10 protein-coding genes are annotated in these 12596 nt (G+C 74.6%); 4 read left to right on the top strand and 6 right to left on the bottom strand.

Annotation, left to right across the window (positions count from 1 at the left end; genetic code table 11):
- Positions 1–22: 22 nt before the first annotated feature.
- Complete coding sequence (locus O7600_RS10340; protein ID WP_091573168.1) at positions 23–712, bottom strand: DUF4191 domain-containing protein; 690 nt, start codon at positions 710–712, stop codon at positions 23–25.
- A gap of 216 nt (positions 713–928) precedes the next feature.
- Between O7600_RS10340 and O7600_RS10335 the strand changes: the two genes are divergently transcribed.
- Together O7600_RS10335 and O7600_RS10330 are read left to right on the top strand one after the other, a co-directional pair.
- Entirely contained in the window at positions 929–1099 is a 171-nt protein-coding gene (locus tag O7600_RS10335; RefSeq protein ID WP_176558921.1) for a hypothetical protein, read from the top strand.
- Between the two features lie 170 nt (positions 1100–1269).
- Entirely contained in the window at positions 1270–4191 is a 2922-nt protein-coding gene (locus O7600_RS10330) for a helix-turn-helix transcriptional regulator (protein WP_281593398.1), read from the top strand.
- 36 nt (positions 4192–4227) lie between these two features.
- On the opposite strand, the gene lipA is transcribed toward O7600_RS10330, so the two are convergent.
- Positions 4228–5274: a lipoyl synthase gene (gene lipA / locus O7600_RS10325; RefSeq protein WP_281593397.1), complete on the bottom strand. Its 1047-nt coding sequence runs from the start codon at positions 5272–5274 to the stop codon at positions 4228–4230.
- Positions 5275–5628: 354 nt separating this feature from the next.
- Here lipA and aspS point away from each other — a divergent pair, with 354 nt between their 5' ends.
- Positions 5629–6915: an aspartate--tRNA(Asn) ligase gene (aspS, locus tag O7600_RS10320; RefSeq protein ID WP_281593396.1), complete on the top strand. Its 1287-nt coding sequence runs from the start codon at positions 5629–5631 to the stop codon at positions 6913–6915.
- Between the two features lie 460 nt (positions 6916–7375).
- Here the strand turns inward: aspS and O7600_RS10315 are convergent, their stop codons facing one another.
- The 3 genes from O7600_RS10315 to O7600_RS10305 are packed head-to-tail and all read right to left on the bottom strand — an operon-like array spanning position 7376 to position 10284.
- Positions 7376–7768, bottom strand: coding sequence for a VOC family protein (locus O7600_RS10315; protein ID WP_281593395.1), 393 nt, complete (start codon positions 7766–7768; stop codon positions 7376–7378).
- Positions 7769–7772: 4 nt separating this feature from the next.
- Complete coding sequence (gene lipB, locus O7600_RS10310; RefSeq protein WP_281593394.1) at positions 7773–8414, bottom strand: lipoyl(octanoyl) transferase LipB; 642 nt, start codon at positions 8412–8414, stop codon at positions 7773–7775.
- A 52-nt stretch (positions 8415–8466) separates the two neighbouring features.
- A complete protein-coding gene (locus O7600_RS10305) occupies positions 8467–10284 on the bottom strand; it encodes a DUF2079 domain-containing protein (protein ID WP_281593393.1) in 1818 nt (605 codons plus the stop codon).
- Between the two features lie 146 nt (positions 10285–10430).
- Here O7600_RS10305 and O7600_RS10300 point away from each other — a divergent pair, with 146 nt between their 5' ends.
- Positions 10431–11657 carry a PHB depolymerase family esterase gene (locus O7600_RS10300; protein ID WP_281593392.1) on the top strand — a complete coding sequence of 409 codons (1227 nt, stop codon included), beginning with the start codon at positions 10431–10433 and terminating at the stop codon, positions 11655–11657.
- 28 nt (positions 11658–11685) lie between these two features.
- On the opposite strand, the gene O7600_RS10295 is transcribed toward O7600_RS10300, so the two are convergent.
- Complete coding sequence (locus O7600_RS10295) at positions 11686–12585, bottom strand: TIGR01777 family oxidoreductase (protein ID WP_281593391.1); 900 nt, start codon at positions 12583–12585, stop codon at positions 11686–11688.
- Positions 12586–12596: the final 11 nt, after the last annotated feature.

Below are 12596 nucleotides of genomic sequence, written 5' to 3'. Positions count from 1 at the left end.
CTCCTTTCGCGTACGCCTGGGGTCAGCGACCCCGGGTCTGCCGGAACGCGCCGCGCGGCGGCCGCATGTTCTTCGGGACCGCGCCCTTGGGCATCTGCGGCCGCGCGGTCAGCGCCTTGAGGCGCTTGTCGAGGGCGTTGACGTCCTTGGGGGAGAGGCTGCGGGGCAGCCGCATTAGCGTCATCCGCAGCTTGCGGACCGGCAGCTCACCGTCACCCTGACCGATCACGTAGTCGTGCAGCGGGGCGCTGCCGATCACCTTGGCCAGCCGGCGCTTCTCCTGGCCGAGCAGGCCCCGGACGCGCTGCGGGTTGCCCTCGGCCAGCAGGATCACGCCGGGCCGGCCCACCACCAGGTGCACCATGTCCATCTGGGTGGTGGAGCTGACCGCCGGGGTGACCCGCCAGTCGCCGCGCATGCTCTCCATGATCTGCGCCGCCGCGCCGGGCTGCCCCTCGGCGGCGTTCATCATCGCCTTGTTGGACCGCAGGTTGAGCACGATCAGCACGGCGAGCAGGGTGAGCAGGATGCCGATCGGCAGCCAGAGCCAGCCCCAGGCGAGCACCGCGACCACGGTGAGCGCGAGCGGGATCAGCACCGCCGCCGCCGTCAGCGGCGCGAACCACTTGTCCTGCTTGGCGGTGAACCGGAACACCATCCCGATCTGCTTCAGCCGCTGGCCGAACGAGACCTTCTCCTGGGGCTTTGCCATGCCGCAGAGTCTAGTGGTCGGCGCCCGGCCGGTTGATCCGTGGCCGCCCCTTCCGGCGCGGGCTGAGTACCTTACGGCCGCGCCGGCCCGTCCCGGCCCCCGGGTAAGGAGGTAAGGCGGGTGAAGATCAGGCACCGTACCCATGCCCCGGGGGCACCTTCGCGCGGAAAGTCGATGTCGACAGGGACGACACACCGCACGACAGGGAGATCGACGATGTTCGGCAACGACGCGGAGTTTCTGCTCAGCATCCACCGCAGCCACGCCTCCGAGCTGCAGGCCGACGCGGCCCTCGACCGGCTCGCCCGGTCGCTGCCCCGCCGGCACGCGCACGGGTGGCTGAGCCGGCGCCAGCACACCGCCCGCACCACCGACGCCCGCCGGTGACCGCCCCGCCGGTCGCCGGCACCGGCCTCGAACCGGTCGTCGCCGGATCGGCGCGGAGGCCGGAGACCACGGGCCCGGACGTCGCCGGTCCGGCCGCCACGGGGGCGGCCGGACCGGCGACGCCGGCTGGACCGGTCACGCCGTCGGACCGCCATGGCATGCTCGACGGCGTGACCGTACGCGCCGCCAGCACCGTGCTCGTCGGCCGGCAGCCCGAGCTGGCCGTGCTGCGCGAGGCGCTGGCCCGGGCCCGCGGCGGCGACCCGACCACGGTGCTGGTCGGCGGGGAGGCCGGCGTCGGCAAGACCCGACTGATCGAGGAGTTCGGCGCCCACGTCGCCGCGGCCGGAGCGCGGCTGCTGGTCGGCCAGTGCCTCGAACTGGGCGAGGCCGGCCTGCCCTTCGCCCCGTTCGCGGCCGCGCTGCGCGACGTGCTGCGGCACGACGGCCCGACGGTCTTCGCCGGCTACGAGGCGGAGTTCGCCCGGCTGCTGCCGGAGCTGGCCCGGATGCCGGCCGGCGTCGCCGCGCCCGCCGGGCCGGCCCTCGCCGACACCCCGCGCGGCTACCTGTTCGACCTGGTCGCCGACCTGTTCCGGCGGATCGCCGAGGAGCGCCCGCTGGTGCTGGTGATCGAGGACCTGCACTGGGCCGACCGGTCCACCCGCGACCTGATCGGGTTCCTGGTGCGCGCCGCCCGCGCCACCCGCCTGCTGGTCGTCTGCACCTACCGCACCGACGAGCTGCACCGCGGCCACCCGCTGCGGCCCTTCCTCGCCGAGCTGGACCGGGTCCGGGGCGTGGACCGGATCGAGCTGGGCCGGCTCGACCACGACGGCACCGCCGCCGTGCTCGCCGACCTGCTCGGCGCGGAGCCGGCCGCCCGCGCCGTCGACGACGTGCACGACCGCACCCAGGGCAACCCGTTCTTCATCGAGGAGCTGGCCGCCTCCGGCGGGCCGATCGGTTGCGCCACCATCCCGGAGACGCTGCGGGACCTGCTGTTGGCCCGCGTCGACCGGCTGACCGAGCCGGCCCAGCGGGTGCTGCGGATCGCCGCCGCCGGCGGCACCCGCTTCGCCCACCAACTTCTCACCGAGGTGGCCGGGCTGCCCGAGGCCGAGCTGGAGGACGCGCTGCGCGCCGCCGTCGCCGGCCAGCTCGTGGTCGCCGACCCGGACGGGGACTACGAGTTCCGGCACGCGCTGGTCCGCGAGGCGGTGCACGACGACCTGCTCCCCGGTGAGCACGCCCGGCTGCACGCCCGCTACGCCGCGGCGATCGAGGCGCAGCCGCACCTGGTGGCCGCCGGTCGCGCCCCGGCCGAGATCGCCCACCACTGGTATGCCGCACACGACCACCCCCGTGCCCTCACCGCGGCCCGGGTCGCCGCCGCGGCGGCAGCCGAGCGATACGCGTACGCCGAGCAGAGCCGGTTGCTGGAGCGCGTCCTCGAACTGTGGGAGCTGGTTCCCGACGCCGCGGACCGTCTCGGCATGGACCACCTGCGGGTGCTGGAGGAGACGCTCACCGCCGCCGTCACCGCGGGTGACCTCGGCCGGGCGCTCACCCTCACCCGGGCCGCGCTGGCCGAGGTCGACTCCACCGCCGAGCCGCTGCGGGCCGCCGCCCTGCTCGACCAGCGGGGCCGGCTGCTCGCCCTGCTCGGCAAGAGCGACGGCGCCGCCGAGCTGCGCGAGGCGTACCGGTTGGCGGCCGGCGCGCCGGGCGGCGCGGACCGGCTCGGCGTGCTGGCCGACATCGCGGCGCACCTGATGAAGGTCGACCCGGGGGAGGCCGCCTCGGTGGCCGCCGAGGCGATGGCCGGCGCGGCCGAGATCGGCAGCACCGACCTGGCGCTGCTGCCCACCCGGATCGCGGTGCTGCACCGCACCGAGGACACCCCGGATCTCGGGCTGGCCGAGCTGCGCCGGGTGGAGGCGCGGGCCCGGGCCGCCGGCGACTCACGGGCGCTGGTCAGTGCCCTGGTCTTCCTCTCCGACGTGCTCTACGAGCTGGGCCGGTACGCCGAGTCCGAGGAGGCCGCGGCGGCCGGGGTGAGCGAGGCGCGCCGGGTCGGGATCAGCCGTTCGATCGGCGCCTACCTGCTGTCCAACCGGGCCGAGGCGCTGATCGCGCTGGGCCGGTGGGACGAGGCCGACGCCACCTGCGCGGAGGCGGCCCGGATCGATCCGCCGGGTATGACCGGCCTGCACTGGCTGCAACTGCGGGCCGGGCTCCGGCTGGCCCGGGCGCACCCCGCGGCCGACGAACTGGTCGGGCGGGCGCTGGCGTTCCTGGGGCGGCCCTACCTCTGGCCGAACCACCGCCTGCCGCTGCACGAGCTGCGCGTGGAAGCGGCCCTGGCGGCCGACGACAAGGTGGAGGCGGTGCGCGCGGCCCGCGCCGCCCTGGCCGACGCGCACCTGGCCGACCGGCCCCGCGAGGGGTGGCCGGTGCTCCACGTGGCGGCCCGCGCCGCCGTGTTGGCCGGTGACGCGGCACTGGCCGGTGAGGTCTCCGCGCTGGCCGCCGTGCTGCCCGTCCGGCACCCGGCCGAGCGCGCCCACCGCGCGCAGGTCGCCGCGATCCTGACCGGCCCCGGCGCGGGCGGTGAGGCACTGGGCGCGTGGCGGTCGGCGGTGGCGCAGTGGCGGGCGACCGGGCAGCCCTACCCGTTGGCTCGGGCGCTGCTCGGGCTGGCCGAGGCCGCCGCGGCGGCCGGCGAGCGGGACGAGGTGGCCGCCGCCGTCCGGGAGGCGGCCGAGGTGGCCGCCCGTCTGGGCGCCACCCCGCTGGGGGAGCAGGTGGCGACGCTGGCACGCCGGGTCGGGCTGCGCGGCACCGGCCGGCCGGGGCCGGACCTGTTGACCAGCCGGGAGCGGGAGGTGCTGCGGCTGGTCGCCGAGGGGCACAGCAACAGCCGGATCGCCGAGCGGCTCTTCATCTCGCCGAAGACGGCCAGCGTGCACGTCTCCCGGATCATCGCGAAGCTGGATGTGACCAACCGGGTGGAGGCCGCGGCGCTGGCCCACCGACTCGGTCTGCTGGACCCGCCGCCGCCCGCGCCGACGCAGCGCCGGGCCCGGTAGTCCTCCGCGCCGACCGGCGGCGCGGAGGACGATCCGTCAGCGGGTGGTGACGACTTCCTGGCGGGCGGCGAGCGCCTGCTGGTAGAGCCGCCCGGCCCGGTACGACGAGCGGACCAGCGGCCCGCTCATCACGCCGGCGAAGCCGATCTCCTCGGCCTCCTCGCGCAGCTCGACGAACTCCTCCGGCTTGACCCAGCGGGTGACCGGGTGGTGCCGGGGGGAGGGGCGCAGGTACTGCGTGATGGTGATCAGCTCGCAGCCGGCCTCGTGCAGGTCGCGCAGCGCCTGGGAGATCTCGGCGCGCTCCTCGCCCATGCCGAGGATGAGGTTGCTCTTGGTGACCAGGCCGTCGGCCCGGGCCTGCCGGATCACGTCCAGCGAGCGCTCGTAGCGGAACGCCGGGCGGATCCGCTTGAAGATGCGCGGCACCGTCTCGACGTTGTGCGCGAGCACCTCCGGGCGCGAGCCGAAGACCTCGGCGAGCTGCTCGGGCACCGCGTTGAAGTCGGGGATCAGCAGCTCGACGCCGCAGCCGGACTGGAGGGCGTGGATCTGCCGGACCGTCTCGGCGTAGAGCCAGGCGCCGCCGTCGGGCAGGTCGTCACGGGCCACGCCGGTGATGGTCGCGTAGCGCAGGCCCATCGCGGCGACGGACTCGGCGACCCGGCGCGGCTCGTCGGCGTCGAACTCGGCCGGCTTGCCGGTGTCGATCTGGCAGAAGTCACAGCGCCGGGTGCACTGGTCGCCGCCGATGAGGAAGGTGGCCTCCCGGTCCTCCCAGCACTCGTAGATGTTGGGGCACCCGGCCTCCTGGCAGACCGTGTGCAGCCCCTCGCGCGAGACGAGCCCGCGCAGCTGGGTGTACTCCGGCCCCATCTTGGCCTTGACCTTGATCCACGGCGGTTTGCGCTCGATCGGCGTCTCGGCGTTGCGCGCTTCGATCCGCAGCAGCCGCCGCCCCTCCGGGGCGGCGGTCGCGGTGCGCGCTGGCTGCTCAGTCGTCGGCGCGGTTTGCTCGATCGTCACGAAATCGAGCCTACGCCGGTCGGCGGCGGTCGATGAACGTCGGGCGACGGCCGTCACCCCGGAAATGTTGTGACACCGGACACGAGCGGTCAAAAAACCCCGTCACATTCCGGTGGTCGTGGTGCTAGCGTGCCGGGCAGAGCTGCGACGGAGCCGAGTAGCGGACCGACCCGCCAGCCCAGAGAGCCGCCGGTTGCTGCGAGGCGGTCTGGCGCCGGCCGCGAAGACCCTCCCGAGCTGCGGGAGGAACGGCGTCCGCGCCCAGTAGAACCCGCCCGGCCGGCCCCGGTGAAAAGGCGACGAACGAGGCTCCCGCCGCGGCGGGGGCGAAGGTGTGGTGGCACCGCGAGGTTCCCGCTCGCCCACACCTCCCTGGGGATCGCGTTGCGATTGACCGAGGAGGTAACCGCCGTGCAACGCATCCTGTCCACTGAACTTTCCGCCCATGTCGGCGCCACCGTACGGCTCGCCGGCTGGGTCCACCGCCGCCGGCTGCTCAAGTCGGTGGCCTTCCTGATCGTCCGGGACGCCGCCGGGCTCGCCCAGGTGGTGGTCGCCGTGCCCGCCGTCCGCGCGCGGGTCGAGGCGCTGCCCGAGGAGACCGTGGTCGAGGTGGTCGGCACGGTGGTCGCGAACCCGACCGCCCCCGCCGGGGTCGAGGTCGTCGATCCGACGGTACGTCCGCTCGGCCCGCCCGCCGTCCCGCCCCCGTTCGACCTCTACCGGCCGGTGCTGACCGCGAGCCTGCCCACCCAGCTCGACCACGCGCCGACCGCGCTGCGGCACCCGACCCGGTCCGCCGCGCTGCGGATCTCGGCCGCGGCCGTGTCCGGATTCCGGGCGACCCTCGACGCGCGGCGGTTCGTCGAGGTGCACACCCCGAAGGTGGTCGGCTCGTCCACCGAGAGCGGCGCGAACGTGTTCGCGCTGGACTGGTTCGGCCGCCCGGCCTACCTGGCCCAGTCGCCGCAGTTCTACAAGCAGCTCATGGTGGGCGTCTTCGAGCGGGTGTACGAGGTGGGGCCGGTGTTCCGCGCCGAGCCGCACGACACGGTCCGCCACCTGGCGCAGTACACCTCGCTCGACGTCGAGCTGGGATTCGTGACCGACCACCGGGACGTGATGGCCGTGCTGCGCGACACGCTGGCCGGGATGCTCGCGGCCGTGGCGGACCGGGCCGGCGCCGCGCTGGACACGCTCGGCGTGACGGTGCCGCCGGTGCCCGCCGAGATCCCGGCGGTGCACTTCACCGACGCGCTGACGATCGCCGGCGCCCCGGCCGACGAACCCGACCTGGCACCCGCCCACGAGCGGGCGCTGGGGGAGTGGGCCCGCGCCGAGCACGGCAGCGACTTCCTGTTCGTCACCGGCTACCCGATGGCGAAGCGGCCCTTCTACACCCACCCGGACCCGGCCCGACCGGCGTACTCGAACGGTTTCGACCTGCTGTTCCGCGGCATGGAGCTGGTCACCGGCGGGCAGCGGCTGCACCGGCACGCCGACTACCTGGCCGCGTTGGCGGCCCGGGGCGAGCCGGTGGAGCCCTACGTCGGCTACGTGGACGCGTTCCGGCACGGGATGCCGCCGCACGGCGGCTTCGCGATCGGGCTGGAACGGTTCGTCGCCCGGCTCACCGGTGCGGCGAACGTCCGCGAGGTGACGGCCTTCCCGCGCGACCTGCACCGGCTCACGCCGTGACCCGGCCGGGTCTCCGCTCGCCTCGGATGCCCGCTCGGCCGGTGTCCGGCTCGCCGGGTCCGCGCTTCGTGCACGCAGGGTGACCGAGGCGCTCTCGGCAGGGCTGCTCACGCCGGGTGAGCGCTCGGCGGTGGATGCCACCTCTGCTCCGTCTCGGCGCGCGGCCCTGACCAGCTGATTCATGGGCATGCGGGAGAGTCGGGGATGGGACTCCGGCTGCCTTTGCTCTGCATCCACGGGCGCAGCGGTCGACGAAGGGGGATCGATGCGTGCGGGGCTGCAGAGCAAAGGCGGCGGCGGGTGAGGGGTGGCGGCGGGCAGGTGGTCACGCTCGGTCACGATGGGCGGAGTGGTGAGCCCACCGGGACCCGGCGCCGCGACGCCCCGGTAGGCGACGATCAGCGCGAGGGCGACCCGAGAGCGCGGAAGAAGGCGCGCGTGGCGGCACCGGGCCGGCGCGTCAGGCCGGGCCGAGCAGGTCCCAGGCGTTGCCGGCCAGGTCGCGGAAGACCGCGACCCGGCCGTACGGCTCGGTGCGGGGCGGGCGGACGAACTCGACGCCGGCCGCGACCATCCGGCGGTACGTGGCGTCGAAGTCGTCGACCTGGAGGAAGAAGCCGACCCGGCCGTGCGTCTGGTCACCGACCGCCGCGGCCTGGTGCTCGCCGTCGGCGCGGGCCAGCAGCAGCCCGGTGCCGCCGCCCGGCGGGCGGACCACCACCCACCGCTTGGGCCGGCCGTCGTTGGTCAGCGACGGCGTGTCCTCGGCCACCTCGAAGCCGAGGACCTCGGTGAAGAAGGCGACGGCCGGGTCGTACTCGGCCACGACGAGGGTGACCAGGTCGAGCCGCACCCGGTCAGACCCGGGTGAGGGTGGGCAGGTGTCGCTCGACCACCGGGAGCACGTCGGCCACGGTGACCGGCCGGCCCAGCTCGGCGGTGAGCGAGGTGACCCCGGCGTCGCGGATGCCGCACGGCACGATCCGGTCGAAGAAGCCCAGGTCGCAGTCGCAGTTGACGGAGAAGCCGTGCAGCGTGACGCCGCGGGCCACCCGGATGCCGATGGCGGCCACCTTGCGGGCCGGCCCGCGGTCGTCCTCCGGCACCCACACGCCGCTGCGCCCCTCGACCCGGCCGGCGGCCAGCCCGAACTCGGCGCAGACGTCGATCAGCAGCTGCTCGGTGCGTCGCACGTAGGCCACCACGTCGACCGGGTCGGGCAGCCGGACGATCGGGTAGCCGACGAGCTGCCCCGGGCCGTGCCAGGTGATCTTGCCGCCGCGGTCCACGTCCACCACCGGGGTGCCGTCCACCGGCCGGTCCCACGGCTCCGTCCGCTTACCGGCGGTGTAGACGCTGGGGTGCTCCAGCAGCAGCACGGTGTCGCCCTGCTCGCCGGCCACCACGGCCTCGTGCAGCCGGCGCTGCTCGTCCCAGGCGGCCTGGTAGTCGAGCAGGCCGGCGCGGACGGCGGTCAGCCCGGAAGTCGTCACGCTCACCCGTCCAGCCTAGTCCCGCCGGTCGGGACCCGGACCCGTGACGCTCGTCGCGTCACGCCGCGGGCACCCGCCACACCCAGACGTCCTCGACCCGCTCGGGCGGGCCCAGCAGGGCGGTGGCGGTGCGGCGCAGCGCCTCCTCGTCGACGTCGTACTTGGCGCCGTGCACCCGGTCGGCCAGCACGACCGCCCGCACGCCCCAGTAGCGCAGGTCGGCCCGCGACTGCTGGATGCTGCCCTCGGTGATGATCGGCACCAGGCCGGTCCGGCCGGCCTGGTCCATCAGCGTGTCGAAGGTGCGCGGCACCGGGCCGATCCGGCCCCGGCCGTCCGGGCCGCCCGGGCCGAGGAAGAAGCCCGCCGGGATGCGGAACTCACCCTGCCGGTGGGCCAGGGCGTACGCCTGCCAGCGCTGGCCGTCGGGGTAGACGTCGACGGTCAGCGGCAGCGGGGTGAGCACCCCGTCGGGCGGGACGTAGCGTGTCCAGGCGCCGGTGGTGATGAACGCCGGGACCGGTTCGCGCACGCTGGTGAGCAGCGGGGTGGGCAGCAACGGCAGCAGCGCGACGGCGAACCCGACCGTCCAGGCCGCGCCGCCGAGCCGGCGCCGGGGCGGCCGGGCCCGCAGGCTGTCGACCGCGTACGCCAGCAGCAGGCCGATCACCGGCGCGACGACCAGCGCCAGCCGCGACGGCAGCGCGGCGTTGACCACCGGCAGGTTGTCCAGCACCCCGAACGGCAGCAGCTGGTCGGTGCGCCGGCCGTTCCACTTGGCCGTCGGCCCCCAGGAGAGCACGGCGAAGACGACCGCGGTCACACCGAGCGCGGCCAGCGTGGCCCGGAACGCCCGGTCGGCGCGCCGCCAGAGCAGGGCGAAGCAGGCGACCGCGAGCAGCAGCAGCGGGACGCCGAAGAAGGAGTTCTCCTCGGTCGGGTTGGGCGCCAGCGAGGTGCCCCACCCGGCCCAGCCGGCCAGCGAGCGGCGCGGGTACGACCCGTACGCGGCGATGTCCTCGGCGTGCACCAGCGGGTCGAAACCGGTGCCGTGGAACCGTTGCGGCCCGGCGAAGTGCAGCCAGAGCGGGTACGCCAGCAGCGCCCCGGCCACCAGCGCGGTCACGCCGAGCCCGGCCGCCATCCGCGGCAGCGCGGCGCGCGCCTCGGCCCGGCGCGCCGGGGCCAGCGCCCAGACCAGCAGGAACACGCCGAGCGCCAGGGCGGTGAAGAACAGCCCCTCGGCGGCGATCGAGAAGGCGACCGCCACCAGCAGGCCGAGCAGGATCCCGCCGGTGATCGCGTGCCCCGGCCGGCGCAGCCGGAACACGCCCCAGACCAGCAGTGGCACCAGCCAGCCCGCGGTCCAGTTCAGGTGCGCGTTGGCGTGCGACACCATCGCCGGGCAGTAGGCGATGAACAGCGCGCCCACCCCGGCGGCCAGCCGGCTGCCGACGAGGTGCCGGCTGAGCAGCCAGTACCAGGCCACCGCGGTGGCGGCCAGGTTGAGCGTGAGGATCACCAGGAACGTCGCGGGCGGCCCGACCAGGTACGTCAGCGGCGCGAAGACCGCCGCGTACACGGTGATCGAGGTGTTGACCGCGAGGTTGACGCCGTCCGGGACGTTGATCAGGTGGGTGAAGAGCGGGTTCTCGCCGTGGGTCAGCGCGTGTCCGCCGAACGCCAGCAGCCACTCGAACAGCGCCTGGTCGCTGGAGTTGACGGTGATCGTGCGGCTGTTCGGATCCCGCCACATGCCGCTGGTGACCCAGAGCGCCAGGGCCACCGCGGCCAGCGTCACCAGCAGGTCGGCGCGCCGGTCGCGAGCGGCGGTGGCCGGCGACGGGCCGGTGACCGGGGACGGGGAGAACGGCACGCAGCGGACGTTACCAATCGGACCTGGGCACACCGCCCGGACGGTGAATGTGTGACCGGCAACCATTCCTGTCGATGAAACACGGACGTAACGTCGCGGCAACTCGGAGAGTGATTCAGTTCACATTCCATGATCGGGAGGTCCCCGTGTCCCGCTCCTCATCCCTCATCACCCGCCTCGCCGGGGCGGCGGCCGGGGTCGTGCTGGCCGCGGCCGCCGTCCTGGTCTCCGCCCTGCCCGCGCAGGCCGCCTCGCTGACCCAGGTCAGCGGGTTCGGTTCCAACCCCGGCAACCTGGCCATGTACGCCTACCGGCCGGACGGCCTGCCGACCAACGCGCCGGCCGTGGTGCTGCTGCACGGCTGCACCCAGAACGCCTCGACGTACTTCACCAACTCCGGCTGGCAGAAGTACGCCGACCAGTGGAAGTTCGCGCTGATCGTGCCGCAGCAGCCGTCCGGCAACAACGCCAACTCCTGCTTCAACTGGTTCGAGACCGGCGACACCGCCCGGGGCCAGGGCGAGGCGCTGTCGATCAAGCAGATGGTCGACTACGCGAAGACGAACTACGGCACCGACGCCGGCCGGGTCTTCGTCAGCGGCCTGTCCGCCGGCGGCGCGATGAGTTCCGTCATGCTCGCCACCTACCCCGACGTGTTTGCCGCCGGCTCGGTGATCGCCGGCATCCCGTACCGCTGCGCCACCAGCACGACCAGCGCCTTCAGCTGCATGAACCCGGGGGTGGACAAGAGCCCCGCGCAGTGGGGCGAACTGGTCCGCAACGCGTACGCCGGCTACTCCGGCAAGCGGCCCCGGGTGGCGGTCTGGCACGGCACCAGCGACTACACGGTCAACGTGGCGAACGCGACCGAGTCGCGGGACCAGTGGACCAACGTGCTCGGCGTCTCGCAGACCCCGACCAGCACCTCGTCGCTGCCGGGCGGCACCAGCCTGGAGGTCTACGGCAACGACCAGGTGCGCGTCTACCGCGTCTCCGGCATGGGCCACGGCACCCCGGTCGACCCGGGTTCGGCCGCCGACCAGTGCGGCACCGCCGGGGCGTACTTCCTGGACACCATCTGCTCGACCTACCGGGACGCGCTCTTCTTCGGCCTGGGCGGCGGCACCACGCCGAGCCCGACCCCGACGGCGACCGCCTCGCCCACCCCGACCTCGTCGCCCTCGCCGACGCCCACCACGGCGCCGGTCTGCGTCACCGCCAGCAACTACGCGCACGTCGTGGCCGGCCGGGCCTACCAGTCCGGCGGGTACGCCTACGCGCTCGGCAGCGGCCAGCGGATGGGCCTCTACAACACCTTCTACACCACGGCGCTGAAGCAGACCGGCCCCAGCTACTGGGTCATCGGCTGCTGACCGCCCGCACCGCGCCGCCCTCGCCGGGTCACTCGGTGAGGGCGGCGTGCAGCGCGCCCGCCAGCTCCGGGTGGGTCCAGGTGAAACCGGCCCTGCCGAGCACCCCCGGCAGCACCCGGGTGCTGGTGAGCGCCTCGTGCGCGAAGCCGCCCAGCGCCACCTTCAGCGCCAGCGCCGGGATCGGCATGATCGCCGGCCGGTGCAGCTGACGGGCCAGCTCCCGGGTGAACTCGGCGTTGGTGACCGGCGCCGGGCCCACCACGTTGACCGGGCCGGCCACGTCGTCGCGGGCCAGCAGGAACACCGCGGCGTCCAGCCAGTCCCGCATCGAGATCCACGGCAGCCACTGCCGGCCGTTGCCCAGCTTGCCGCCGACACCCAGCCGGAACGGCAGCAGCTGCGGCTTGAGCAGACCGCCGTCGCGGTGCAGCGGCAGTCCGGTACGCAGCCGCACCACCCGTACCCCGGCGTCCTCGGCCGGTCGGGTCGCGGCCTCCCAGACCCGGCAGACGTCGGCCAGGAACCCCTCGCCGGCCGGCGCGTCCTCCTCGACGGTCCGGTCGCCAGTGTTGCCGTACCAGCCGACGGCGGAGGAGTTCAGCAGTGCCGCCGGCCGGTCCGTCGCGGGCAGCCCGGCGATCGTGATGGCCAGCGTGGTGGTGCTGTCCACCCGGCTGGTCCGGATCAGCTTCCGGTAGTCGTCGTTCCAACGCTTGTCGCCCACCCCCGCGCCGGCCAGGTTCACCACCGCGTCGGCGTCGGCGACCAGCTGCGGGTCGAGCTGCGCGGCGGACGGGTTCCACTGCCGCTCGTCGGGGGTGCGCGGCGCGCGGCGGACCAGGCGGGTGACCTGGTGGCCGTCCGCGGCGAGCCGGTCGACCAGTCGGGTGCCGAGGAAGCCGGAGACGCCGGCCATGAGGATCCGCATGCTCATATCTT

Source organism: Micromonospora sp. WMMA1998 (genome assembly GCF_027497375.1).
Lineage (GTDB): Bacteria > Actinomycetota > Actinomycetes > Mycobacteriales > Micromonosporaceae > Micromonospora > Micromonospora sediminicola.
This window is presented reverse-complemented; position numbering and strand designations above follow the sequence as displayed.